The organism is Aeribacillus sp. SP014 (assembly GCF_054055575.1).
Window position 1 is genome coordinate 2,505,297 of sequence record NZ_JBSRXI010000001.1, and the last position, 25,169, is coordinate 2,530,465.

Annotated in this window: 23 protein-coding genes and 1 pseudogene; 2 read left to right on the forward strand and 22 right to left on the reverse strand. The window is 40.8% G+C overall.

Annotated features, from left to right (window positions below; genetic code table 11):
* Position 1: 1 nt before the first annotated feature.
* Complete coding sequence (locus tag ACVIJU_RS12125; RefSeq protein ID WP_063388443.1) at positions 2–364, reverse strand: Asp23/Gls24 family envelope stress response protein; 363 nt, start codon at positions 362–364, stop codon at positions 2–4.
* Between the two features lie 238 nt (positions 365–602).
* On the opposite strand from ACVIJU_RS12125, the gene rpmB reads away from it, so the two are divergent.
* Positions 603–791: a 50S ribosomal protein L28 gene (rpmB, locus tag ACVIJU_RS12130; protein ID WP_063388444.1), complete on the forward strand. Its 189-nt coding sequence runs from the start codon at positions 603–605 to the stop codon at positions 789–791.
* Between the two features lie 675 nt (positions 792–1,466).
* Here the strand turns inward: rpmB and spoVM are convergent.
* The 15 genes from spoVM to ACVIJU_RS12205 form a co-directional block, all read right to left on the reverse strand.
* Positions 1,467–1,547 (reverse strand): stage V sporulation protein SpoVM, encoded by an 81-nt coding sequence (gene spoVM / locus ACVIJU_RS12135; RefSeq protein ID WP_063388445.1) that lies wholly within the window; start codon positions 1,545–1,547, stop codon positions 1,467–1,469.
* 220 nt (positions 1,548–1,767) lie between these two features.
* Complete coding sequence (rpe, locus tag ACVIJU_RS12140; protein WP_063388446.1) at positions 1,768–2,415, reverse strand: ribulose-phosphate 3-epimerase; 648 nt, start codon at positions 2,413–2,415, stop codon at positions 1,768–1,770.
* A gap of 2 nt (positions 2,416–2,417) precedes the next feature.
* The gene (gene rsgA, locus ACVIJU_RS12145) at positions 2,418–3,302 is read right to left on the reverse strand and encodes a ribosome small subunit-dependent GTPase A (RefSeq protein ID WP_456687646.1); all 885 of its coding nucleotides are present in this window, start codon (positions 3,300–3,302) and stop codon (positions 2,418–2,420) included.
* An 18-nt stretch (positions 3,303–3,320) separates the two neighbouring features.
* Positions 3,321–5,288, reverse strand: a complete 1,968-nt coding sequence (gene pknB, locus ACVIJU_RS12150) for a Stk1 family PASTA domain-containing Ser/Thr kinase (protein ID WP_456687647.1) — start codon at positions 5,286–5,288, stop codon at positions 3,321–3,323.
* On the reverse strand, positions 5,282–6,040 hold the full coding sequence (locus tag ACVIJU_RS12155; RefSeq protein ID WP_063388449.1) for a Stp1/IreP family PP2C-type Ser/Thr phosphatase: 759 nt from the start codon (positions 6,038–6,040) through the stop codon (positions 5,282–5,284). The genes pknB and ACVIJU_RS12155 overlap by 7 nt, the downstream gene beginning before the upstream one ends.
* A gap of 4 nt (positions 6,041–6,044) precedes the next feature.
* Positions 6,045–7,106, reverse strand: coding sequence for a 23S rRNA (adenine(2503)-C(2))-methyltransferase RlmN (gene rlmN, locus ACVIJU_RS12160; protein ID WP_235600458.1), 1,062 nt, complete (start codon positions 7,104–7,106; stop codon positions 6,045–6,047).
* On the reverse strand, positions 7,106–8,452 hold the full coding sequence (gene rsmB, locus ACVIJU_RS12165) for a 16S rRNA (cytosine(967)-C(5))-methyltransferase RsmB (protein ID WP_327847732.1): 1,347 nt from the start codon (positions 8,450–8,452) through the stop codon (positions 7,106–7,108). The genes rlmN and rsmB overlap by 1 nt, the downstream gene beginning before the upstream one ends.
* Positions 8,449–9,384, reverse strand: coding sequence for a methionyl-tRNA formyltransferase (fmt, locus tag ACVIJU_RS12170; protein WP_063388452.1), 936 nt, complete (start codon positions 9,382–9,384; stop codon positions 8,449–8,451). Before fmt ends, rsmB begins: the two co-directional genes overlap by 4 nt.
* Positions 9,385–9,461: 77 nt before the next feature.
* Complete coding sequence (gene priA, locus ACVIJU_RS12175; protein WP_456687648.1) at positions 9,462–11,873, reverse strand: primosomal protein N'; 2,412 nt, start codon at positions 11,871–11,873, stop codon at positions 9,462–9,464.
* 3 nt (positions 11,874–11,876) lie between these two features.
* Positions 11,877–13,088 (reverse strand): bifunctional phosphopantothenoylcysteine decarboxylase/phosphopantothenate--cysteine ligase CoaBC, encoded by a 1,212-nt coding sequence (gene coaBC / locus ACVIJU_RS12180; protein WP_456687649.1) that lies wholly within the window; start codon positions 13,086–13,088, stop codon positions 11,877–11,879.
* 73 nt (positions 13,089–13,161) lie between these two features.
* Positions 13,162–13,362: a DNA-directed RNA polymerase subunit omega gene (gene rpoZ / locus ACVIJU_RS12185; RefSeq protein ID WP_063388646.1), complete on the reverse strand. Its 201-nt coding sequence runs from the start codon at positions 13,360–13,362 to the stop codon at positions 13,162–13,164.
* Entirely contained in the window at positions 13,362–13,985 is a 624-nt protein-coding gene (gene gmk, locus ACVIJU_RS12190; RefSeq protein ID WP_063388455.1) for a guanylate kinase, read from the reverse strand. Before gmk ends, rpoZ begins: the two co-directional genes overlap by 1 nt.
* A 12-nt stretch (positions 13,986–13,997) precedes the next feature.
* Positions 13,998–14,261 carry an extracellular matrix/biofilm regulator RemA gene (remA, locus tag ACVIJU_RS12195; RefSeq protein WP_063388456.1) on the reverse strand — a complete coding sequence of 88 codons (264 nt, stop codon included), beginning with the start codon at positions 14,259–14,261 and terminating at the stop codon, positions 13,998–14,000.
* Positions 14,262–14,283: 22 nt separating this feature from the next.
* Positions 14,284–15,159 carry a YicC/YloC family endoribonuclease gene (locus ACVIJU_RS12200; RefSeq protein WP_117016792.1) on the reverse strand — a complete coding sequence of 292 codons (876 nt, stop codon included), beginning with the start codon at positions 15,157–15,159 and terminating at the stop codon, positions 14,284–14,286.
* 94 nt (positions 15,160–15,253) lie between these two features.
* Entirely contained in the window at positions 15,254–17,926 is a 2,673-nt protein-coding gene (locus ACVIJU_RS12205) for a calcium-translocating P-type ATPase, SERCA-type (RefSeq protein ID WP_144597732.1), read from the reverse strand.
* 128 nt (positions 17,927–18,054) lie between these two features.
* Between ACVIJU_RS12205 and ACVIJU_RS12210 the strand changes: the two genes are divergently transcribed.
* On the forward strand, positions 18,055–19,761 hold the full coding sequence (locus tag ACVIJU_RS12210; protein ID WP_063388458.1) for an Rqc2 family fibronectin-binding protein: 1,707 nt from the start codon (positions 18,055–18,057) through the stop codon (positions 19,759–19,761).
* Positions 19,762–19,915: 154 nt separating this feature from the next.
* Here the strand turns inward: ACVIJU_RS12210 and ACVIJU_RS12215 are convergent, their stop codons facing one another.
* The 6 genes and pseudogenes from ACVIJU_RS12215 to sat form a co-directional block, all read right to left on the reverse strand.
* Positions 19,916–20,689, reverse strand: coding sequence for a sirohydrochlorin chelatase (locus ACVIJU_RS12215; protein WP_094246077.1), 774 nt, complete (start codon positions 20,687–20,689; stop codon positions 19,916–19,918).
* On the reverse strand, positions 20,686–21,465 hold the full coding sequence (gene cobA / locus ACVIJU_RS12220) for a uroporphyrinogen-III C-methyltransferase (RefSeq protein ID WP_063388460.1): 780 nt from the start codon (positions 21,463–21,465) through the stop codon (positions 20,686–20,688). The genes ACVIJU_RS12215 and cobA overlap by 4 nt, the downstream gene beginning before the upstream one ends.
* 14 nt (positions 21,466–21,479) lie before the next feature.
* Positions 21,480–21,701 (reverse strand): DUF3906 family protein, encoded by a 222-nt coding sequence (locus ACVIJU_RS12225; protein WP_063388461.1) that lies wholly within the window; start codon positions 21,699–21,701, stop codon positions 21,480–21,482.
* Between the two features lie 13 nt (positions 21,702–21,714).
* A pseudogene (locus ACVIJU_RS12230) lies at positions 21,715–23,341 on the reverse strand (nitrite/sulfite reductase).
* Positions 23,342–23,364: 23 nt separating this feature from the next.
* Positions 23,365–23,961 (reverse strand): adenylyl-sulfate kinase, encoded by a 597-nt coding sequence (cysC, locus tag ACVIJU_RS12235; RefSeq protein WP_066246569.1) that lies wholly within the window; start codon positions 23,959–23,961, stop codon positions 23,365–23,367.
* Between the two features lie 12 nt (positions 23,962–23,973).
* Complete coding sequence (sat, locus tag ACVIJU_RS12240) at positions 23,974–25,116, reverse strand: sulfate adenylyltransferase (protein WP_094246079.1); 1,143 nt, start codon at positions 25,114–25,116, stop codon at positions 23,974–23,976.
* Positions 25,117–25,169: the final 53 nt, after the last annotated feature.

Consider the following 25,169-nt stretch of genomic DNA (forward strand, 5'->3'; position numbering starts at 1 on the left):
TCTACGGATTCGTAACACGAACCCCTTGCACATATATGTTAATGGAATCGACAGATAATCCAAGAATTTGATTTAATGTATATTTCACTTTTGTTTGAACATTATGAGCAACTTCTGATATTTTTGTTCCATAGCTGACAATAATATACATATCAATATGAACGCTCTCTTGTTCTTGGCGGACGATCACTCCACGGCTGAAATTTTCTCGCCGTAAAATTTCTGAGAGTCCGTCTTTAATTTGATTTTTGGAAGCCATTCCGACAATTCCGTAACAATCAACAGCTGCACCGCCGGCAACTTGTGCGACTACATCATTCGAAATTTCGATCTGGCCATATTTCGTTTTTAATTCGATGGACATTCGAGTTCCTCCTTTAGCATACGTTCATTACAAACATTTTACTATATGATGATTTGGATTTAAAGAAATGTCATGGCTCCCTACATAATAAGAGCATTAATACATGATGATGTCAAGCGTAAATTCTTGAAAGTGAGGTGAATTTATATTGCAATGATCAAGGGTGTATGTTACATTATTATAGTATCTTGAAACATTGTCAAAATAGCAATTTCCTTGCAAGTTAGGAGGTATAGAAATGGCTCGTAAATGCGTGATTACTGGCAAAAAAACAAGCTTTGGCAATACGCGCTCTCACGCTATGAACGCTTCAAGACGCAAATGGGGAGCGAACCTTCAAAAAGTGCGAATTCTTGTGAATGGAAAGCCAAAACGTGTATACGTTTCTGCACGTGCTCTTAAATCTGGAAAAGTTGAGCGTGTATAAAACAAAAGTTAGACGACAAGAGGTTGGATTATGATCAGAAGAAATCGGCGAATCCCGATATCTTCTGATCAAAAGTATTTCGAAAATAAGCGTTTAAAAAATCGGCGCTTTAACAAACTTCTGCCCGTTTTGTTTCAATACTCTTTATTCACCTTTTGAAGCACTCCCAATGTCACATTTCTTCAAGCACATTCTTCTTTTTAGGCGAATCCTGCAACTTAAAATCCACGTTAACATGAAATTTTTTCAAACTGCTAAAAAAACTACATAGGTTATTTACTACATATTAACGATCGGAATACATTCCACTTTCTTAAACAGTTTGCCTTTCTTCAGCGCGATCCGTGTTCCTTTTGGCATACACAAAATCAACCGCATAAAGTCTACTTTAAATTAAAAAAAATTCTTTTTTACACAAAAAAGATGGAAGAAAAATGAGGCAGCTTTTTAATATTGAAGACAAAAACCCCTTCCATTTACTGTATTTGTTGACAGTTTGCTAAAAACGAAGGCAACATGCACTTAATCGGGGTCCTCTATTATTTTTTCCAGTTGAAGCCGAACATTCTAACAGAATGGTAAATCCCCACAATATAATTTGGTATAAAAAAAGCTTGTAGAGTTCACACCATTCGGCTTTGTCTACAAGCAGAAAGCACCTTGATAGGTGCTTCTTTAATCTTTCTTAAATGAACCGAGCATTGCCCGTATAATTCCTCCTAAAAACCTCGGAAGCTTAATTGTATAAAATCTCATTTATATTTACCCTCCCCATGAGAAATCTAAAAAACGTCTATAAGTAGCATATTCATCATCCGTATTTTAGATACTAATTAGAACGTCTTCATCAACTTTTCTTACAATATCTTTATGCATGAAAAAAATAAAAAAGTACATGACATCTATTGATGAATCAACATAAAAATGAAAAATTTTTTCCTTTAAATGTGAAAAGAACCGCATATAAACGGTTCTTTCACATTCCTCTTATAGATTTGATCGCTTGTTTGCGATCTTTTTCATTATAAATGGCTGATCCTGCCACAAGCACATTTGCTCCAGCTTCCACACACAATTTGGCTGTTTCAGCGTTGATGCCGCCGTCCACTTCGATCTCAACTTGCAAATTTCTTTCTTTCAAGATGCTAGAAACTTGCTGAATTTTTTTGATGACTGATGGAATAAACGCTTGTCCGCCAAATCCAGGGTTAACCGTCATCAAAAGCACGAGATCAACATCTTCTATTACATGCTCGATCATCGATACAGGAGTATGTGGATTTAAAACAACACCTGCTTTCACTCCATTCGATTTGATTAAATGGATCGTTCGATGAAGATGCGGGCAGGCTTCCGCATGAACGGACAACAAGTCGGCTCCTGCTTCAACAAAAGCAGGAATATAACGATCAGGCTGTTCAATCATTAAATGAACATCAAGCGGCAGCTTGGTCACTGGGCGGATCGCTTGCACAATGAGCGGACCAATCGTAATATTCGGCACAAAGTGGCCGTCCATCACGTCAACATGAATGTAATCCGCTCCTCCTTTTTCCACATCAATAATTTCTTCTGCCAACCTAGAAAAATCTGCGGATAAAATCGAAGGTGCAATTTTAACCATGTTCAATACCTCGGCTTTCTTTCTTTTATCTCTTCTAAAAACTGAAGATAATGTTCGTACCTGTAGGTGGAAATATCGCCATTTTCAACCGCTTCTTTAACGGCGCATTTTGGCTCCTTCTGATGGAGACAGCCTCGAAATTTACATTGAATGCTAAATTCTTTTATCTCTGGAAAGCAATTCGGCAAGTCAGCAGCTTCTATACCCGTAAACTCCAGCGAACTAAATCCGGGCGTATCGGCGACTAGTCCCCCTCCCAATGAAATGAGCTCTACATGTCTCGTTGTATGCTTTCCTCTCCCCAAATGATCGGAAATTTCTCCTGTCTTCAATTGCAAACGGTGATCCAGGCAGTTCAACATGGAGGATTTGCCAACTCCAGATTGCCCGGCAATCACTGAAATGCTGTCTTTTAAATAAGGAATGACCTGTTTAACTGTTTCAGGCTCTTTTGTAGTCATCAAAAAGACAGGATAGCCAATTTTTTCATAATCTTTGGCAAACTGACGAATCTTTTCATCTATTATATGATCTGCAATTAAGTCAATTTTTGTAATACAAATGATCGGGCGAATGTTTTTGGCTTCCATTAACACCAAAAAGCGATCCAGCAGCTTGGCACTAAAATCTGGACTTACAGCGGAAAAAACTAAGATCCCTTGATCAATGTTTGAAATGGGCGGACGGATCAATTCATTCTTTCTTTGCAAAATTTCTAGAATGTAGCCTTCTTTTTCATTTTCCGCCTGAAAAATAACTTCATCTCCTACTAGAGGGGAAATTTTATTTTTTCGAAACACCCCTCTTCCCCTGCATTGATAAAGCTTATTTTCAGCCAATACGTAATAAAATCCGCTTAACGCTTTAACAATTTTGCCTTTTGGCATACATGACCTCCTTTTTCATTAATTTTCAGGATAAGGAACTGTTTCAGTTTTCACCACTTCATTATTCAGCAAAACTTGATAATAAGCGGATTGACCAGGTTGAATCGTCAGCTCAATTTTCTTTTTGGTAGGCTTTGATATTTTAAATGTTTCATAAGGTTCACCGATAGAATGCTCAGCATCATTGATATAAATACCCACTTCCGCTTCTTCGCCGTGAATTTCGGGATCAAACGGGATCTCTACTTCACGGACGACTTTTTTGTCCGGCTTTTCTTCCGGACCTAAGGAAATAACCACTTCTATTTTTTCACCCGGAAGCACTTTTTTTCCTGCGCTCGGTGATTGGGAAATCACTTGACCGGCAGGAACTTCATCGGAATGTTCTTCTTTCTTTGAAAAAGATAAACCTTCTTTTTCCACATAGTCCTTAACAGCTTCTTCTGTGTATCCCGTTAAATCTGCAAGCGTGATTTTTCTCGGTCCTTTGCTCACGGTTAATGTAATTTCATCTTCATCAGGAATGAGCTCTGCTCCCTCACTCGGAGATTGGTCAATGACAGTTCCTTCCTCTTCACCGCTATATTCTTCCAATACTGTAATGTTGGAAAATCCTTTTACTTCAAGGAGCTGCCTTACTCTCTCGATATCCTTCCCGATATAATTATCAAGCGTTACCTTTTTCTTGCCTGCACTTTCATAAATGATAATAGAAGAACCTTCTTCTACCATTTCTCCTGCTTCTGGTTCTGTCCTTATGACATATCCTTCTTCAATTTCATCGTTTTCCAACAAAATCGTGTCTTTGACATCAAATCCTTCCTTCAGCAATTGGTTGACAGCTTCCTCATATGTTTTCCCTCTCACATCAGGCACTTCTACATCTTTTGGAAGGATTAGTTTAGGAAGAACGAGAAGTGCTAAAATGATGGCTATGATGACTACAGCTGTCGCCATCCATAACATTTTCAGCCATTTTCTTTTTTTCTTAGGGCTTACAATATTTTCATGCTTTTGTTCCTTTTCTAATCCCGACGGCTGCCGATCCTTTGCATGATGAATGATTGTTTGTTCCCCAGTTTCAGGTATATCATGTAAAATAATCGGATGGGTGATCGTTTTTTCGTCGTTATCAGGTATTTCAAATTTCTTTTCATCTAATCTGTCTGTATTAAAGGCAGTGCGAATATCTTCTCCCATTTCTTCCGCAGAGGAATAACGGTGAAGAGGGTCTTTCGCCATCGCCTTTAAAATAATATTTTCGACGCTTTGGGGGATCTCAGGGTTCCATCTCTTTGGAGACGGAGCTTCTGATTGCAAATGCTTTAAAGCGATTGATACGGCCGATTCCCCGTCAAAAGGGAGCCTGCCTGTCAGCATTTCATACAGGACGATGCCGAGCGAATAAATGTCAGATTTTTTTGTTGCAATCTGACCTCTCGCTTGTTCAGGCGACAAATAATGTACAGAGCCCAGCACGGAATTAGTGTGGGTAATGGTTGTTGATGTCAGAGCCATAGCAATCCCAAAATCGGTCACTTTAATGTTCCCGAGGTTGTCAATAAGTATATTGTGCGGCTTTATATCTCTATGGACAATTTGATTTTCGTGTGCGTGAGCAATGGCTGATACGATTTGCTCCATTAAATTTAATGCTTCTCTAGGATGCAAAGGTGCATTTTGCTGGATGTACTGCTTTAACGTCTTGCCTTCCACATACTCCATCACGATGTAGTAAATGTTATCTTCTTCGCCGACATCGTAAATGCTGACGATATTCGGATGGGCAAGGCTTGTTGCCGATTGTGCCTCTCTCCTAAATCTTCGTATAAACTCATCATCATCTGAAAAATCTAATCGTAAAATTTTAATGGCAACGTCGCGTTCTAAAATAATGTCTCTTGCTAAATAAACGTTTGCCATTCCTCCTCCGCCAATCACTTTCAAAATTTTATAACGGCCGCTAATCCGCTTGCCGATCAGCATGTTCCATCACTCTCGTGGCCGATGACATGTTTATAAATAATGACAGAAATATTGTCATCGCCGCCGTTTTCATTTGCTAGCCGTATTAATTCCTTCGCTTTTTCTTCCAGTGATTGGTCGGATGATAAAATTGATTCCATTTCATGTTCCTGCACTTTATTCGATAAACCGTCAGAACAAAGAAGCAAATAATCGTTTACTTCTAGGCCGACTGTTTTAATATCTGCATCGACAGATTGTTCTGTGCCGAGAGCCTTCAATAAAATGTTTTTTCGCGGATGCTCTTTCGCATCCTCTTTTGAAATTTGTCCCGATTTCACAAGCTCGTTCACTAATGAATGATCATCGGTAATTTGAGCAAAACCGGCTTTATTTAACAAATAGCATCGGCTGTCGCCAATGTGGGCGATTGTAGCAAAGCTTTCAGTACAGATGGCGCCGACAAACGTCGTGCCCATTCCTTTACATTCCTTATGTTCATTCGCATATGTCAAAAGTTCTTCGTTGACTTCGGCAATATGATCGTTTATCCAGCGCTCCGCCTGCTCGGGATGTTCCATTTTTTCCGCTTCGTTCCAGCTTTTTTCAAAATGCTCGATCGTCATTCTGCTTGCGACATCGCCTGCGAGGTGGCCACCCATTCCGTCAGCCACGACAGCTAAAATTTGCCCGTGTCGGTTAAGAATGGCACTTGCGGCGTCTTCATTATGGGTTCTGACCTTCCCTTTGTCAGTAAAAACAGCGGTTTTCATTTATTCACCTCGTCTCTATTTTTCGCTCTTTTGCCCTTAACTGTCCGCAAGCTGCATCAATATCGTGTCCATGTTCTCTTCGGATCGTGACATTAATCCCTTGTTCCTTTAATGTCCGTTCAAAACGAAAAATTTGATTTTTGCTCGTGCGAACATAATTCCGCTCCGGAACATAGTTGACTGGAATTAAATTCACGTGGCATTTTAAATCTTTTATTAGCTCAGCAAGCTCGAGTGCGTGCTCCACTTGATCATTTACGCCTCCAAACAGTCCGTATTCAAATGAAATTCGCCGCCCTGTTTTGTCAATATAATATTTGACTGCCTTCATTAAATCAGGAAGCTTAAAAGCTTTATTGATCGGCATTAGCTTTGTGCGCAGTTCTGTATTCGGTGCATGGAGGGAAATAGCTAAATTGATTTGTAAATTTTCATCAGCAAATTGATAAATTTTAGGGATAATTCCGCTCGTTGAAACAGTAATGTGGCGGGCGCCAATGTTCAATCCTTTTTCGTCGTTGATGATTTTTAAAAATGACATCATTTCTTCATAGTTGTCAAAAGGCTCTCCAATCCCCATTATGACGACATGGCTGACTCGTTCGCCGATTTCATCTAATATTTGCTGAACTTTTATGACTTGAGCTACAATTTCCCCCGCAGATAAATTTCGTTTTAATCCACCTAATGTGGAAGCGCAAAAGGTGCACCCGATTCGGCAGCCAACTTGTGTTGTCACACATACTGAGTTTCCGTAATTATGCCTCATTAACACCGTTTCAATGGAATAGCCGTCATGGAGCTCAAACAAAAATTTCATCGTGCCGTCTTTTGACGTTTGCTTAACAATTGTTTTCAATGTTGTCAAATCGAAATGCTCCGCCAATGCTTCCTTCAATGACTTTGGCAAATTGGTCATTTCATCGAAAGAGGCAGCGCGTTTTTTATACAGCCAATCAAAAATTTGTGCTGCTCGAAAGCTTTTTTCGCCTTGTTGTTCAAGCCATTCTTTTAAATCGGAATATTTTAACGAATAAATAGATGGTTTTACTTGCATCTTGTCCATCATTGTACCTTCCTTCTCAAAGCCGCGATAAAAAATCCGTCGGTATTGAAATATTGCGGCAAAATTTGCACAAAGCCGTTTTCGACGTATTGTCGAACTTTTTCCGGCATTCGATCTTTTAACGTCTCATCTAATTGAAAGTCATCATGCTCCTTTAAAAAATATTTTATCATCTCCTCATTTTCTTGTTTATCTATTGTGCAAGTGCTATAAACAAGCAAACCTCCAGGCTTCACCAAATCAGCTACGGAAGCTAATATCTTTTTTTGCACTGATGTTAAAGAAAGAATATCTTCTTCTGTTTTCGTATATTTTATTTCCGGTTTTTTTCTTATGACACCGAATCCGCTGCACGGTGCATCCACTAAAATTTTGTCGAAGCTGTTTGGCGGAAAATGCTCCGAGGCGTTGCGGCTGTCCAGCACTTTTGCGTTTACATTCAAGAGCCCAAGCCTTGATGCTTGTTTTTCGATGAGCTGGATTTTATGCTCGTGCAAATCTAGGGAGACGACTTTACCCGTATTATTCAAAAGCTCTGCAATATGAGTTGACTTCCCTCCCGGAGCTGCACATGCATCCAAAATTTGCTCTCCTTCTTTTACATGTAAAGCTAGCGAGACGAGCATCGAGCTTTCATCTTGAATGGTGAACCAACCTTTTTGATAGAGGCTCGTATTCGCTAAATTTCCTTTTACAGCTTCGATGGCCTCATCAACCAGCTTTCCCTTTACCGCCTTTATTCCTTCTTTTTCCAAAGCAGCGATCGCCTGAGGAACTGTCGTTTTCAGCTTGTTCACTCTAGCTGTCTGTTTAGCATGCAAAAGCTGCGAGGATAATATATTTTCCGCAGTCTCAAACCCGTATTGACTCGCAAGCCGTTCGACAAGCCATTTCGGAGCGCTTGTCTTTACCGCTGAACGCTCAATCGGATCTTGTATATCTTTAATGGTAGGGAGGCCTTTTCGTTGTATATTTCGCAAAACACCGTTTACTAGAGCCGCAATCCCTTTATGTCCTCTCTTTTTGGCGATTTCCACTGCCTCATAAAGAACCGCGCGGTCAGGAATCCGATCTAAATACACCATTTGATAAAGCGATATTCTTAAAAGCTGGATCACCCAATTGCTAATTTTTTTCTTTTTCTCTAGAAAATGCGATAAATAGTAATCAAGAGTCAGCTTCCGCTGGATGGTTCCGTAGACAAGCTCTGTCAATAAAGCAGCATCTTTTTGCTCCAATTTATATTTATCAATCCATGTATTTAGCAGCAGGTTGCTGTATGCTTGTTTTTCTTCGATGGCCACTAGTAAATCCATTGCTAGTTCTCTTGCATTTCGTTTTTTCATTCGAATGTCATCCCTATTTCAATTTGCGTTCCTCTTAAAAATTGCTCGCAGCTCATTTTTTTCTTTCCGGACGGCTGAAGCTCAATAATTTTAATGGAAACGTCATTTCCTGTTGCAACAACGAAACCGTCCTTGTCGACGGAAACAATTGTTCCAGGCTCTGCTTGGTGTTCTTTCTTCACTTTTTCTCCCCACCAAATTTTAATCGTCTTTCCGTTCAAAACCGTGTAGGCAACTGGCCAAGGATTTAACCCGCGAATGTGGTTGTACACCTCTTCACCGCTTTTCGTCCAATCGATTTTTTCCTGTTCCCTTTGAATATTCCAGGCAAATGTGGCTTTCGTTTCATCTTGCGGAATTGGAGTTATACTGTTTTCTAAAATTTTCGGTATCGTTTGTGATAAAAGATTGGCGCCTGCTTCGCTCAATTTGTCGTGCAATGTAGCAACCGTATCCCTTTCATCAATTGGAACTTCGACTTGTGTTAAAATATCTCCGGCATCCAGTTTTTCCACCATATACATGATCGTAACTCCCGTCTTCTTTTTGCCTTGCATGATGGCATAATGAATGGGTGCTCCGCCTCGCAGCTCAGGCAAAAGAGAAGCATGTACATTTATACAGCCATATTTCGGTGCGTCCAAAATCTCTTTTGGCAAAATTTGACCAAAAGCAGCCGTTACAATTAAGTCGGGTTTTAACGCCAAAATTTTTTCTATTTCTTCTTTGTGACGGATTTTTTCAGGTTGAAACACTGGAATGTTATGTTGTTCTGCAGCCACTTTTACAGGCGGAGGCGTCAATTGTTTTTTTCTTCCTTTCGGGCGGTCTGGCTGTGTGACAACCGCACAAACGTCATGACCGTCTTTTACGATTCGATTTAGCACTGGTACAGCAAAGTCAGGCGTGCCCATAAATATAATTTTCGCCATACATATCTCCCTTCTATTGTTTCCAACTCATCGACATCTAAAAACTAGATATGATGCTAACAATTTACATAACCAATTTATAGAATGGTATACGGATTTAGATCAATCATCAATTTTAAATCCGTTTGCGACATGTCCTCTTCATAATGCTCGAACAATAATTTCAGTGTTTTATACAAGTTTTTTTCCCGTTTGTATTTTATCATGCATTGAAATCGATATCTATCTTTCATCTTCGGTATTGGCGAACTGACAGGACCGAGGATCTGCGCCTCATTTGATAAATGAAGCTTTAAATATTGTCCAATTTTCTCCGTTACTTCAGCTGCTTTTATCGCATTTGGATGGGAAACGGTAATGAGAATGAGAAAATAATAGGGCGGATAGGCAAAAGATTTTCTCATTTTCATTTCCTGTCGATAAAATGTTTCAAAATCATGCAAGCTTGCCAATTGAATGGAGTAATGCTCAGGCGTATAAGTTTGAATCACCACTTCCCCCGGAAGCTCATGCCGGCCTGCTCTTCCGCTTACTTGCGTTAATAATTGAAACGTTTTTTCTCCAGACCGGAAATCAGGAAGATGGAGCATCGTGTCAGCCGAAAGCACTCCGACCAATGTGACATCAGGGAAGTCCAATCCTTTTGCAATCATTTGTGTTCCAAGCAGGATGTCTGCTTTTTTTTCGCCGAATGCGTTTAAAAGCTTTTCATGCATTCCTTTACGGCTGGTCGTGTCGACATCCATCCGTATGACACGCGCTTCCGGGATAAGCCTGTTGAGCTCTTCCTCGATACGCTGAGTTCCTGTTCCGAAAAAGCGAATATGCTCGCTTCCACATTCTGGGCATCGAGACGGCATGGCTGTTTCGAATTGGCAATAGTGGCATTTTAGCTTTTCCCCATGCCGATGATAAGTAAGGGAAATATCGCAATGAGGACATCCTATGACATGTCCGCAATTTCTGCACATGACGAAGGAAGAATAGCCGCGCTTGTTTAATAAAAGTACAGATTGCTCTCCTTTCTTCAAGCGATCTGTCAGCTTTTCAAACAACGTTCTTGAAAACATCGATCGGTTGCCGTTTCTCAGCTCCTCCCGCATGTCGACAATATGGACTTCCGGCAGAGGACGGCGGTTGACGCGTTCTTTTAAAGTTAACAACGTATAAACGCCTTTTTGTGCTCTCGCAAATGATTCAAGCGTCGGAGTGGCGCTTCCTAAAATGACTGGACATTGATGATATTTCCCTCTGTAAATGGCAACGTCCCTTGCATGATACCGAGGACTTTCCTCCTGTTTATAGCTAGTTTCATGCTCTTCATCAATAATAATGATGCCGATATTTTGAAACGGGGCAAAAATTGCTGATCTCGCCCCGACGACAAGCTTCGCTTCTTTCCGGTAAATTTTCCGCCATTCATCGAACTTTTCCCCGCTGGACAACCCGCTATGAAGAACAGCAACCTGGCTGCCAAATCTGCTTTTAAACCGCTGAACCATTTGAGGAGTCAACGATATTTCAGGTACTAGCACGATCGCTTCTTTTCCTTCATTCAATACCTTCTCGATCGCTTGCAAATAAATTTCCGTTTTGCCGCTTCCCGTGACCCCATACATTAAAAATACTTCGTGCTCGTGTCGATTCAGCTTGTCTAAAATCGGCTCCATTGCACGTTTTTGTTCGTCAGTTAACGGTAAAGGCTTCGTTCTCGGAAACTGTTTATGCTCATAAGGATCTCTGTAAATTTCTACTTGCTCCTCTGTCAAAATACCTTTTTTAATTAACGCTTTGACGGCAATTGAAGCTCCTTGTATGCTGTTCGTCAACTCCGTTAATAAAATCGGATTAGGATGATCAATAAAAAATTGAATAACCTCTTTCTGTTTATGGGCGCGAGCTGGCAAATGCTGAAGCTGTTCTTCAAGCTCACGAACCGGCAAAAGTGGCTTTACATATTTCACAAGCCGTTTTTTTTGCTTTTGTTCGACACGATAATCGATTTGCAAATTCCCATTCCGAATCTCCTTTTGAACGACGGCGACAAGCGATGAAGGTAAATCCTCCCATGAAAGCGGCCCTCCTTTTTCGAAAGCAGTCCTGATCTCTTCAGGCAAATCCTCCAATTGAGCGGAGCTCGATGGCTTGATTTCTTTTATGTACCTCGTTTTCATCGCAGCCGGAAGCATTGCCTGAAAAGCGGTGATTTTATAGCAAAGAGTCGTTTCACTAAGCCATTCGCCAAGCTCTAACAGTTCATGATTTAATACCGGTTCCGGATCAAAAAGCGAATGGATCGGTTTCACACTGTCAATATCTGTTTCATTTTTTAACTGAACGACAAATCCAGTAAGCTTGCGGGAGCCGAAAGGAACGATGACCCTCATGCCAGGCTGGATTACGCCAGCGAATTTATTTGGAATTTCGTAGTCAAATAGCTTGTCCGTGCCTTTTGCCGGGACATCCACAACAACGCTTGCATACCGCATTATCTATTCACCTTTCAAAAGCTTTTCAATTTCTCTTAAAATTGCATCTGCCACTTCTTTTTTAGACATAAGCGGATACGCCTTCTTTTCTCCGTTTCTATGAAAAATCGTCACTATATTTGTATCCTTTTGAAATCCTGCTCCTGGTTCATTTACATTGTTGGCGACAATTAAATCCAAGTTCTTTTCATTCAGCTTATGCAGCGCATATTGTTCAACATTTTCCGTTTCCGCCGCAAATCCTACCAGCAATTTTGTTCCTTTCTTCTCGCCGAGTCTTTTTAAAATGTCTTCCGTACGTTCCAATTCAATGACTAATGAGCCGTCCTTTTTTTTCATTTTTTGATCAAATGTTTGTTTCGGCCGATAATCAGAAACTGCGGCAGATTTAATCACAATGTCGGCTTTGTCAAAATGGTTCATCACTTCATGATACATCTCTTCAGCACTTTCAACTGGCACAAATGTCACCCCGGCCGGCGGCGCAAGAGAAGTCGGACCGGAAATTAAAATTACGCTCGCTCCAAGCTCCTTCGCCTGCTCGGCGATCGCATAGCCCATTTTTCCGCTTGAATGGTTGGAGAAAAACCGGACAGGATCTATTTTTTCCCTTGTCGGCCCCGCAGTAATGATAATTGTTTTCTGATTCAAGACGGAAGGTATCTTCGTTTGATCGGAAAAATGGTTTTGAATGAGTTCAACGATTTTGTCCGGCTCTTCCAGGCGGCCTTTGCCAACGTAACCGCATGCAAGATGTCCTTCTTGCGGTTCAATGAACTGATAGCCGTCCCGATAAAGCGTTTCAATGTTGCGTTTTACAGCCGGATGGTCATACATATGTACATTCATTGCAGGAGCAATCCAAACCGGTGCAGTTGTCGCCAGCAGTGTCGTTGTCACCATATCATCGGCAATCCCTGAGGCAAGTTTCCCAATGATATTGGCAGTTGCTGGAGCTACGAGCACTAAATCAGCCCAGTCGGCTAAATCGATATGTGCAATCACTTTCGCATCTTTTTCATCAAAAGTATCTAAAAACACTTCATTTCTCGATAGTACTTGAAACGTCAAAGGGGTGACGAATTTCGTAGCAGATTCTGTCATGATCACTTTCACATCAAAACCCGCCTGTGTCAGCTTGCTCGTCAAAGCTGCAGCCTTGAAAACCGCTATTCCTCCCGTTACACACAATAAAATACGTCTCGGACGTGCCACTTTGTTCTCCTCCTATTTCTCAGCTTTTTAAAAAAATAACAACCTATCAAGTAGGTTGTTATGACAGCAGCTATTATTTCTCAATCTTTTCATAATTAAGCAGCCCTGCATCAATTTCTTCCAGCGCTTTTCCGACATATTTTACAGATACCGTGTTTTCCAATTGCTGGTCATTGTTTTGCTGCATTTGCCGCGCTCTTTTTGCTGCTACAGTTACTAGTGTATATTTTGAATTGATACGGTTTAATAGGGAATCAATTGATGGATAAAGCATCAAGACTCAACCTCCAAAAATTTTTTGTACATTTGTGCAACTCTTTCCCTTCTGCAATGTTCAGCAGTCACAATCGCTTTAATTTTTTCACAGGCAAGATTCACTTCATCATTTACAACAACATAGTCATAATAATCCATCATGTCAATTTCTTCTTTTGCTTTTTTCATCCGATTATTGATCAAGTCAGCTGACTCTGTTCCTCTCGTGACAATTCGATTTTTCAGTTCTTCCAGGCTAGGCGGCAGTAAAAATATAAACAACCCGTCAGGAAATGCCTTTTTAACTTGAAGAGCCCCTTGAACTTCAATTTCTAGAAAAACATCTTTTCCTTCTGCAAGTGTTTTCTCTACATATTCAACGGGTGTACCGTAATAATTCCCAACATATTCTGCCCATTCAAGCAGTTTGTTTTCCTTAATCATCTGTTCAAATTGTTCGCGTGTTTTAAAAAAATAATCTACACCGTCCTTCTCACCCTCCCGTGGGGTTCTCGTCGTCACTGAGATCGAATATTGAAAATTGACGTCTTTTTGTGCAAACAACGCTTTGCGAACAGTGCCTTTTCCCACTCCGGAAGGTCCAGACAAAACAATTAACAAACCTTTTTTCTTTAATTGCATTTCAATTTTACCCTACCCTTCATCAGACAGCTCATCTTTATTGGAAAGCCTTTGAGCAACTGTTTCCGGTTGGACGGCAGACAATATAATATGGTCAGAATCCATTATAACAACTGCTCTCGTCCTTCTTCCATATGTCGCATCAATAAGCATTCCTCGTTCTCTTGCATCTTGAATCATCCGCTTTATCGGAGCCGATTCGGGGCTTACAATGGAAATGATGCGGCTTGCTGAAACGATGTTGCCAAAGCCAATATTAATTAATTTAATTCCCATGATTTTTCCCCCTAAAAAGCCTTTATTCAATATTTTGAACTTGCTCTTTTAATTTTTCAATAACAGTTTTCAATTCCACAACGAAAGCAGAAATGGCCGAATCATTCCCTTTAGCTCCGATCGTATTGGCTTCCCGGCTCATCTCTTGTACGATAAAATCAAGCTTCCGCCCTATCGGTTCATCTTTTTCGATCGTTTTTCGAAACTGGCTCAAATGGCTTTCTAATCTTGTCAATTCTTCCGTAATATCCGATTTGTCAGCGAAAATTGCCACTTCCAACAATATTCTATTCTCATCAATATTCCCTGTTATAAACTCAGATAAACGCTTTTGCAATTTATCTCTGTAGTTGCTTGCGACAATACTGGCTCTTGATTGAATATGTTCTATGATTTGCTCTAACGCTTCCAAATGCTTCAGCAAGTCTTCTTTTAGCTTGCTTCCTTCTGCAGCCCGCATTTCCAGCAGTTGATTGGCCGCTTCATGAACAGCTTCTAACATCATACATTCAAGCTCTTCATTTTCATTCGCAACCTCTTGAATTTCAAAAATATGTTCATCATGCAAAAGGTGCATGAAACGAATGGAATCATCTATATGAAAACGGAGTTTCATTTCGTTCAAAGCGTCTATGTATTGAGCGGCAAGGGACCAGTCAACGTTTAGGGTTCTGGAAAAAAGACCCTCTCCGCTGACCGTGATGTACAATTCCACACGTCCTCGATTTATATAAGATTGTACGGCTTTCTTTATTTTTTCTTCAAGCGAAAAAAAATTTTTAGGCATCCGCACGCTGATTTCACAAAACCGGTGATTGACCGATCTCATCTCAACTGTTATTTGCATCTGCTGCACCATTTTTACCGAGCGGCCAAATCCCGTCATGCTTAATACCATTGTACCACATCCGTTCTTTCGTCGCCTTCAAAACAAAAGAAAAAAAGAAAGGTCATAGAATAGTATCTATCACCTGAAAAAATTATAACATAACTTATCGTTTTTTTCTTGTTAAAATTGATCCTGCCAGCAAAAATGTCGGCAGAGCGGACATGACGAAAATAAACAGCCAATCTCGAGCCATGATAGGCGTTGTATGGAAAATCGGTTGAAGCGGCTCATAATAAATGACAACAAGCATTAAGATTATGGATGAAAAGACTGCCAGCAGCAAATAAATGTTGTTAAAAGGATTCCGGTCAAAAATCGTTCTTTCCGTTCTTGAATCAAACACTAAAATCAATTGCGACAAAACAAGTGTTGCAAAAGCAGCTGTTTGCGCGTAGGCAAGCTGTTCTGTATTCCGTTCATAAATGAAGTAAAAGACAAGTAGTGTGGACAGCCCGATTAAAAAACCGCGAGATAAAATTTTCCAGCCAAGCCCTCTCGAAAAAATCCCTTCTTTCGGATCGCGAGGCTTTCTTTTTAACACATCTTCTTCTGCGGGATCAAGGCCAAGCGCCATAGCCGGCAGGCCATCTGTTACAAGATTCACCCACAAAATTTGAATCGGAACAAGCGGCAGTGGCAATGCTAAAATCATGGCAAATAACATAACTAGTATCTCTCCTACATTTGATGCTAATAAATAGCGAATAAATTTCCTGATATTGTCATAAATATTGCGCCCTTCTTGAATCGCTGCTTTAATGGTGGCAAAGTTATCATCAACGAGAATAAGAGAGGAAGCTTCTTTTGCCACATCGGTGCCGCTCATTCCCATCGAAATGCCTATGTCTGCCGCTTTGATTGCCGGGGCATCATTTACGCCGTCTCCAGTCATTGCAACGATATGTCCTTTGTTTTGCAATGCTTTCACAATTTTCAATTTATGCTCCGGAGAAACTCTGGCAAATACGTAAATATCATCAACTACTTCTTCCAATTCTTCAATCGTGAGCTTGGACAAAGATGATCCGTCCATTACTTTACCGTTAGGCGGCAATATTTCTAGTTCTTTTGCGATAGCTTGTGCGGTAATAACATGATCGCCTGTTATCATGACAGTTTTAATGCCTGCTTCACCGCATTCCTTCACCGCTTGTTTCACTTCTGGTCTTGGCGGGTCAATCATTCCTTGTATGCCAATGAAAATAAGAGAAGATTCCGCTTCAGCTTGGGGTAGAGATCCTGTATGAAGCGGTTTGTATGCAACTGCTATCGTTCTTAATGCTTCGTTTGCCTGATGAAAAATCGCCTTTTGAATGTCATTTTTTCGCTGCTCCGTTAAACGTTCTTTTCTATCGTGCCAAAGAACATGTGTCGAACGTTCTAATATAACATCTGGAGCTCCTTTTGCGACTGCAAAGCATTTTCCGTCTTTGTCTTGAACAATGACGGACATCATTTTTCGGTCGGAGTCAAAAGGAAATTCTCGCATAATATGAAATTGCTTCAATAATTTTGATTTTGACAGCCCCGCTTTCATGCCAGCCACGATCAACGCGCCTTCCGTCGGGTCGCCATCAAGGGAATATTCTCCATTTGTTTCAATAATATCAGATGTTGAAGCAAGCATTCCAAACATTAACATTTGCTTCAACGGTTTATGAGCAGCCGGATCAATTTTTTTTCCGTTTTCAAAAAACTCCCCAGCAGGCTGATAGCCCGCACCTGTTACCTTCCATGATTTATTGCTTATCCAAATGTCTGTCACAGTCATTTGGTTTTGAGTCATTGTTCCTGTTTTATCTGAACAAATGACGGTTGCACATCCGAGCGTTTCAACAGCTGGAAGCTTTCGGACAATTGAATTTTTCTTGATCATCCGCTGGACGCCCAATGCCAATGCAACCGTAACAATCGCCGGCAAGCCTTCAGGAATCGCCGCCACTGCCAGCGAGACCCCCGCCAAAAACATTTCATAAACAGCATGTCCTTGCATGACTCCGATTCCTGCTACTAATACCGTCAAGAGAAGAGCTACAACAATTAAAACTTTGCCCAGCTCTTCTAATTTTCTCTGCATCGGGGTCAATTGCTGCTCCTGGGTTTGCAGCAAATCTGCAATTTGCCCCATTGCCGTTTTCATTCCTGTAGCCACGACAACGCCGACTCCGCTTCCTCTTGTTACAAGCGTGCCCATAAAGGCCATATTTTGCATATCGCCAACGGATCCTTGATTCCCTTTTAATGGGCGTGTATGTTTTCCAACAGGGACGGATTCGCCAGTTAGTGCCGACTCCTCGACTTCAAGGCTTGATACCTGAATGAGACGCACATCAGCTCCGATTCGATCGCCGCTTTTAAATTTAATGCAGTCCCCTACGACAATTTCTCTCGAAGGGATCTTCACCCACTTCCCGCTGCGCAATACAGTAGTCTGCGGGCTTGACAGTTCTTTTAATGCAGCAAGAGACTTCTCTGCCTTTTTCTCTTGAATAAATCCAAGAACTCCGTTCAAAATCACAATCGCAATAATGGCAACTGCATCAATATACTCTCCTAAAAGGCCGGAAATGACGGTTGCCGCAATTAAAACAAGAACCATGAAATCTTTAAACTGGCCGAAAAATAACAAAAGATTTGATTGCCGTTTTCCTTCTGCAAGCTCATTGTATCCTAATTTTTTTCTGCGGTTTTCTGCTTCTTTTTCTGATAATCCTTTTTTTATATCGACATTCAATGATTGAATTGCTTCTTGTTCTGTCAATTCATGCCATTTCATGAATTTCTGTTTCACCCCTTTTCACCTTTTGATACACGCTCTAAGAACAACATATTCAGCCTTGTCCTAAAACATGTTATAATTTAGTAAGTTTTTTCTTGGACTTCATGGAAAAAGGGTGAGCAAATATGTCTTTTGACGGCATTTTTACATATTGTGTTCAAAGAGAATTGAAACAAGAGCTTGAAGGTGGAAAAATCACAAAAATTCATCAGCCTTCTAAGCACGATCTTATCTTGCAAATTCGTCAGAAAGGTAAAAATTATCGTCTGCTTATATCCAATCATCCCAATTTTGCGCGCATTCATCTTACAGCCTCCAACTATGATAATCCGCAAGAACCGCCGATGTTCTGTATGGTTTTAAGAAAGCATTTGGAAGGAAGCATCATTGAGGAAATCAGCCAGGTCGGACTTGATCGAATCGTCATGCTGCAAATGAGATCCCGCAATGAATTAGGGGATATCACCAGGAAACAATTATTTGTCGAGATCATGGGAAAACATAGCAACATCATCTTAGTCGATCAAGAAAAGAAGATGATCATTGACAGCATCAAACATGTATCAGCTGCAGTCAATCGCCATCGCTCTGTTTTGCCCGGACACGCATATGTTTTTCCTCCAGACCAAGGCAAATTGAATCCTTTTCATGCTTCAGAAGAAACGGTTTTGAAAAAAATTGATCTGTTTTCAGGAAAATTTGAAAAACAAATTGTCGACCAATTTGCTGGCATCTCGCCTCTGTTGGCAAAAGAAATCGTCTACCGCTCTGGAATCGCCAATAAGGAATCGGTTGCCAGAACGCTTATGTCCGTTTTAAATCAAATAAAAAGCGGAAGCATTGTTCCGCAAATGACAAAAACTTTAAATAAAGAATATTTTTATATTTTGCCTTTAGAGCATGTAAAAGGAGAAAGGAAAACATTTTCTACCATAAGCGAATTGCTAGACCGATATTTTTACTCGAAAGCGGAACGCGATCGAGTGAAGCAGCAAGGACAGGATTTAGAACGCTTCATCATCAACGAGCGAAAAAAGAATGAAACGAAAATCCAAAAGCTAAAACACACGCTCAAAGAGGCTGAAAAAGCAAATACGCTACAGCTTTACGGCGAACTATTGACAGCGAACATGCATGCAGTGAAAAAAGGGGATAAAGAAGTCGAAGTTATCAACTATTATGACGAGGATGGACAAAAGATCAAAATTCCGCTTGATCCTTTGAAAACTCCTTCTGAAAACGCCCAAAGTTATTTTCAAAAATATCAAAAAGCCAAAAATTCCGTTTTAGTTGTCAAATCGCAAATCGAAAAAGCAGAACAAGAAATCGAATATTTTGACCGGCTTCTCCAGCAGCTTGAAACAGCTTCTCCTAAAGACTTAGAGGAAATTCGAGAAGAATTGATTGAAGGGGGATATTTGAAAAAAAGAGCGAACATCCAGAAGAAAAAAAATGCTAAACCTGTTTTAGAAGCTTATCTGTCCAGCGACGGAGCTGAAATATTAGTCGGCAAAAACAACAAGCAAAACGAATACTTGACGAACCGGGTTGCTGCTAGAGACGATATTTGGCTTCATACAAAGGACATACCGGGCTCCCATGTTGTCATCCGGAAAAAAGATCCGTCTGAACAGACCATTTTAGAGGCAGCGAATCTGGCAGCTTATTTCAGCAAAGCGCGCCAATCAAGCTCCGTACCTGTCGATTATACAAAAGTGCGCTATGTAAAAAAACCGAATGGCGCCAAGCCTGGGTTTGTCATATATGAAAATCAGCAAACGGTCTATGTGACGCCAGATGAAGAGCTCGTGCTGAAGTTGAAAAAACAATAGACGTTTTTTCTGCTTCTCCTTCTGCTTTTATAAGCTTCTTTTATGAAACTCTTACTCCATTAACAACGTTGATCATCTGGAATGTCGCCTTCACTAGCTCTAATCTTGAAAAATTATGTACGCCTCATTTCAGTACAGAGAAAAAGGAAACCATTCATAACACGGTTTCCTTTTTCAAATATTTATTCTCTGCTCTTGCTGCAAACGCCTCTTCAACTCTGACGCGAAGCAGCTCTTTAACAGCTGAATGGTTTCCGATATGATCAGTTAACATAATCTTTTTATTTGTTACTCTTTGCAATTGCTCGATTTCCTTTTGAACTCCTTTTAACAATAGACCTGTAAACAATAAATAAGGCACAAAAATTATTTCTTCTTCCGGCATTTTTGGAACGGATTGAACAACATCTTGAAAAAGAGGAGAAGCTGCGGTTAAATAGCAGCACGTCACCGGTACTTCCAATCGCTCTTCAAGCATGCGGCCAATCGTTAAAAAATCTTGCTGCATTTCCACATCCCGGCTTCCTCGACCGATCAAAATCATTCTAGACTTTTTCGGTCTATTCAAAACGCGTTTAATTCTGTCTTCCACTGCCTCTAGCATCAATTCATCAACGCCAAAAGGCATGCCATAGGAGATCATTGCTTCCGGATAATTTGTCTGCAATGTCGAAAGAATAGCTGGTATATCTTGTTTAGCATGGCCGGCAGCTAATAACAGCACTGGAATTACCGCAATATGAGCAGCTCCTTTTGCGAAACAGGATGCAAATCCTTCCTCAATGGTAGGCTTTGCAAGCTCAAGGAAAGAGATTTCTTGAATCTCGTATGGCAGGCTCGCCTTCACTTCATTGAAAAAATGAATCGCCTCTTCTCTAGAATCTCGCAACCGACTGCCGTGAAAGATATACAGAACCCCTTTTTTCATAACGAAACCCCTGTTGTAAAATCGATGTTGCTCATCTGCTTCTCAAACCAGTTCAACTGGTCATGAAAACGAACGACTTCGCCGATAATAATCATGCATGGATTGGAAATACAATTTTCTTCTGCCGATTTCGCCATTTCCTTCACGGTTGTCGTTACTGTCCGTTGTTCTTCCGTAGTCGCCCATTCAATAAAGGCAACAGGCGTATTTTGATCCTTCCCGCTTCGTATAATCATATCTTGGATTTCCGCAATATTTTTCACACCCATATAGACGGCAACGGTGTCCGCTGCTTTCATTAAACGAATCGTTTCCTCTTTAATTGTCAAATCCCCTGCTCTATGTCCGGTAATAAATGCACACGAAGCGCTGATGTTGCGATGCGTAAGCGGGATGCCAGCATAGGCGGAAGCGGCGGAAGCAGCCGTAACCCCGGGGATCACTTCAAAAGGAATTCGTTTTTGCACCAATACTTCCGCTTCCTCCCCCCCTCTGCCAAACAGATAGGGGTCGCCTCCTTTTAACCGCGTTACGATTTTGCCTGCCTGGGCATACTTCACTAAAAACTTATTGATCGTCTCTTGGCGCATCGTATGGTAATTTGGCAATTTGCCGCAATAAATGAGATCCGCTTCTTTTTTTGCATAAGCAAGGAGCTCTTTGTTGACAAGCCTGTCATATAAAATCACATCCGCCTTCTGAATCGCCTTCATCGCTTTTATTGTGATTAATTCTGGATCTCCTGGGCCTGCTCCGACAATATACACTTTTCCCACGCTGATCTCCCCCACTACGTACAGAGCGTCACGTCGCTTTCATCAATCACAAACCCTGCACTTTTTCGTATTTTTTTCTTTTCGTACAACGTAACATCTTCAATATCAAGAACCTTTAAATAAAATTTTTCAAGCTCAACATCTACTTGCTCGAATGCTTTCAAATCATTTTCGGCCGCGATGATTACTGGAATTTCCTTCTCCTTCGTTTTTACAAGAAAGCGATACAAATACATGCTGACACCCCATTTAAGCTCCGAGAGGTTCCAAAATCTCATCGAGCTTCGCCTGCAAAGGTTCAATGCCGACGCGATCATAATATTCTAAAAAGGTTTCGCCGGCCAGCTTCGTTTCTTTGAAATATTGCAGAAAATCTTTCAACACTAAATGAAGCTTCTCTGCCTCAATTTTTCCTTTCAATTTTTCATTAAATCGACCGCCGTCAAGAAGCGTTCCGCCAACATGAATTTCGTAGGCATCGACCATTTTTTTATCTTTTGTTCTCATCAAAACGCCTTGCAGACCGATGTCCGCGATTTGCCGCTGACCGCATGAATTCGGGCAGCCTGTGATGTGCATCCGAACAGGTACATCCAATTCTAATTCTTGATCCAAATATTCGACAATTGTTTTCATCCGCTGTTTCGTTTCAACAAGCGCAAGGTTGCAAAATTCCGTTCCAGTGCAGGAAACGGCATAACCAATGAATGATTTCGGCTTGATGGTAATTCTGCCCTTTTGAAAAATTTCTTCTGCCAGCAAAGCTTCAACTTGATCATCCGGAACGTTTGGAATCACAATATTTTGTGTATTGCAAGTTCGGATTTGTCCATTTCCGTATTTTTTGGAAATTCTGGCGATCTCCAGCACTTCCTCGGAATAAAGTCTTCCGAGCGGAACATTAAAGCCAATGTAATTCAAGCCTTTTTGCTTTTGCGGATGAACGCCGTAAAAATATCCTGCATTCCAGCCTTTTGTTTCATCGTTTCCTCTCTCCGGAAGCGGACCTGTCAGTTCAAGCAGTTTTTCTTGGAATTTTTCTACACCCCAATCGGCAACTAAAAATTTTAGACGGGCGCGGTGTCTTTTCTCACGATAGCCGTAATCACGGAAGATGGTTGTGACCGCAATGGCAACATCCTTCACTTTATCCGGGGTTACGAAAATGTTCAATGGTTGGGCCAAATGCGGTTTTGATGATAGTCCGCCACCGACCTTTACATGAAAGCCTTTCACAAGCTTTCCGTCAATCTCTTTTGTAGCTGGTATGAAAGCTAAATCATTGATTTCGGCATGTCCGGAATTGTAGTAGCTTGCACTAATCGAAATTTTATATTTTCTTGGCAAATTGGAAAAATCTCTATTTTTATGGAAAAATTGATGAATTTCTCGCACAATCGGTTCTGTGTCCAAAAGCTCCTCCGGGTCAATGCCCGCAAGAGGATTTCCAATCACGTTGCGGGCGATGTCGCCACAGGCGCCTACCGTTGTTAAACCGACTTCATCCAAGCGTCTAAATATTTCCAGAATGTTCTCGATTTCCAGCCAATGGAATTGGATGGCTTGACGAGTTGTAATATCAAATAGATCCCGGCCAAAATCTCTGCAGATCCCTGCGAGTGCAACGACTTGTTCATAGTTTAATATTCCCGTCGGTACTTTGATCCGCATCATAAAATAACCGTCTTTTTTAGGCCGTTGAAGATACAGCCCCGCCCATTTGAGCAAATCCCAATCTTCTTCCGGAATGGAAGCAAAGGCCGTTTTTCGCAAAGGTGTCGATTTCTTCCAAAATATCCAATCCGTCTTTTTCAAGCTTTTTTAATTCAAACTTATTTAAATTTTCATTGTTTGCCCATACTTTTTCATGTGCCATTGCAACTCCCCCAATGTTTAAAATTATAGGAACTTTCGATTTTTTAAATATTGAAAAATATGTTCAACACTTTCTTCTACTGACCATTCCTCAGAATGAACAATGATTTCAGGATTTTCAGGCTCTTCATATGGATCGTCGATACCTGTAAAATGTTTTATTTCACCGTTTCTCGCTTTTTTGTACAGCCCTTTCGGATCTCGTTTTTCACATTCTGATAATGAGCATTTAACATATATTTCAATGAACTCATCATGCTCGAGCAAATTTCTTACTAACTCCCGATCTTCTTTATATGGAGAAATAAAGGCTGTCAAAACAACTTGACCGCTGTCTACAAATAATTTTGCAACTTCTCCAATGCGCCGAATGTTTTCTTTTCGGTCCAATTCCGAAAATCCTAAATCTTTGTTCAACCCATGGCGAACGTTGTCTCCATCTAGTACGTAAGACGAAATATTTTCATTGAACAGCTTTTGGTTTAATGCATTGGCTAACGTTGATTTGCCGGAACCGGACAATCCGGTAAACCATAGAACAAAGCTGTGATGCCCCGACTTTTTCCTCCGCTCTTCTTTTGTGACGGAATGATGATGCCATACAATATTTTTGCTTGTCACGTTAATTCCACCTCATTTTTGCAATGCTTCTTGGCGCAGACCTTTTACAAGCACTTCCACAACTTCCGGACGGCTGAAAGTGTTTGGCAGCGGCTCACCGTTTCGAAGTTTTTCCCTTACTTTTGTGCCTGATAAAATGACACGGTCGTCATCAGAATGTGGGCATGTTTTATGGGAAGCCATGCCGTCGCATTTTTTACAATAAAAGCTGTGTTCAAAAAACAGCGGCGTAATGTCTAATTCCTCTTTTGTAAAGTTGAAAAAGATTTTCTGCGCATCATATGTTCCATAATAATTTCCAACCCCTGCATGGTCTCTTCCAACGATGAAATGCGTACACCCATAATTTTTTCGAACGATAGCATGGAATATCGCTTCCCTTGGTCCGGCATAGCGCATGGCGGCTGGAAAAATTCCTAACAGAACACGATCTTTTGGATAGTAATTTTCCAACAGAACTCGATAGCTTTCCATGCGAATATCCGCAGGAATATCATCCTTTTTTGTTTCGCCGACAAGCGGCTGCAGAAATAATCCGTCTACGGTTTCAAGAGCTGTTTTTTGAATGTATTCATGCGCCCGGTGAACAGGATTTCTCGTTTGAAACCCTACGACTGTATTCCAGCCGAAACGTTCAAAAGCGGCTCGAGATTCCGCTGGTTCAAATGTTTCGTTTGGAAACGGCTTTTCCGTTTTCTTTACTAACACGACATCCCCGCCAAGATAGACAGGTGGACGCTCATACAATTTAGCAACTCCTGGGTGCTCTTCATCTTTTGTCCGATAAACATATTCCGCTTCTTTTTGTTTATCCGGCTTATATTTATCTTCCACTTTGATCACACCGTATACTTCTCCGTTAAATGTCAGCTTAACTTCATCTCCAATGTCGATGCGATCAGCTTGTTCTTCTTCAACAGGAAGTGTAATTGGAATGCTCCAAACTATACCATTGGCAAGACGCATGTTTTCGACAACACTATCATAATCTTTTTTAGTTAAAAAACCCGTTAATGGACTAAATGCTCCAATACCGATTAACTCTAAGTCAGAGAGCCCGATATTATCCAATTCAATTGCTTCTTGAATATGAGAATAATTGTATTCTGGATTATAGCGATTGATTAATGTTCCTCCGTGCGGTGCAATCCCCATTTGATCTCCTCCTTGCTACGCCATATATTCCTATATTCATATTTATTTACTAG

Bases quoted from the DNA above. Each gene is read 5' to 3' on its own strand.
- pknB (WP_456687647.1), bottom strand. From the start codon at position 5,288: ATGCTGATCGGCAAGCGGATTAGCGGCCGTTATAAAATTTTGAAAGTG.
- fmt (WP_063388452.1), bottom strand. From the start codon at position 9,384: ATGGCGAAAATTATATTTATGGGCACGCCTGACTTTGCTGTACCAGTG.
- rsgA (WP_456687646.1), bottom strand. From the start codon at position 3,302: ATGCCAAAAGGCAAAATTGTTAAAGCGTTAAGCGGATTTTATTACGTA.
- ACVIJU_RS12215 (WP_094246077.1), bottom strand. From the start codon at position 20,689: ATGAAAAAAGGGGTTCTGTATATCTTTCACGGCAGTCGGTTGCGAGAT.
- gmk (WP_063388455.1), bottom strand. From the start codon at position 13,985: ATGCAATTAAAGAAAAAAGGTTTGTTAATTGTTTTGTCTGGACCTTCC.
- ACVIJU_RS12210 (WP_063388458.1), top strand. From the start codon at position 18,055: ATGTCTTTTGACGGCATTTTTACATATTGTGTTCAAAGAGAATTGAAA.
- rpoZ (WP_063388646.1), bottom strand. From the start codon at position 13,362: ATGCTTTATCCATCAATTGATTCCCTATTAAACCGTATCAATTCAAAA.
- ACVIJU_RS12155 (WP_063388449.1), bottom strand. From the start codon at position 6,040: ATGAAAACCGCTGTTTTTACTGACAAAGGGAAGGTCAGAACCCATAAT.
- rlmN (WP_235600458.1), bottom strand. From the start codon at position 7,106: ATGGACAAGATGCAAGTAAAACCATCTATTTATTCGTTAAAATATTCC.
- ACVIJU_RS12125 (WP_063388443.1), bottom strand. From the start codon at position 364: ATGTCCATCGAATTAAAAACGAAATATGGCCAGATCGAAATTTCGAAT.
- rsmB (WP_327847732.1), bottom strand. From the start codon at position 8,452: ATGAAAAAACGAAATGCAAGAGAACTAGCAATGGATTTACTAGTGGCC.
- ACVIJU_RS12205 (WP_144597732.1), bottom strand. From the start codon at position 17,926: ATGAAATGGCATGAATTGACAGAACAAGAAGCAATTCAATCATTGAAT.
- sat (WP_094246079.1), bottom strand. From the start codon at position 25,116: ATGGGGATTGCACCGCACGGAGGAACATTAATCAATCGCTATAATCCA.
- rpe (WP_063388446.1), bottom strand. From the start codon at position 2,415: ATGGTTAAAATTGCACCTTCGATTTTATCCGCAGATTTTTCTAGGTTG.
- spoVM (WP_063388445.1), bottom strand. From the start codon at position 1,547: ATGAGATTTTATACAATTAAGCTTCCGAGGTTTTTAGGAGGAATTATA.
- ACVIJU_RS12200 (WP_117016792.1), bottom strand. From the start codon at position 15,159: ATGGTATTAAGCATGACGGGATTTGGCCGCTCGGTAAAAATGGTGCAG.
- remA (WP_063388456.1), bottom strand. From the start codon at position 14,261: ATGGGAATTAAATTAATTAATATTGGCTTTGGCAACATCGTTTCAGCA.
- priA (WP_456687648.1), bottom strand. From the start codon at position 11,873: ATGCGGTATGCAAGCGTTGTTGTGGATGTCCCGGCAAAAGGCACGGAC.
- rpmB (WP_063388444.1), top strand. From the start codon at position 603: ATGGCTCGTAAATGCGTGATTACTGGCAAAAAAACAAGCTTTGGCAAT.
- ACVIJU_RS12225 (WP_063388461.1), bottom strand. From the start codon at position 21,701: ATGTATTTGTATCGCTTTCTTGTAAAAACGAAGGAGAAGGAAATTCCA.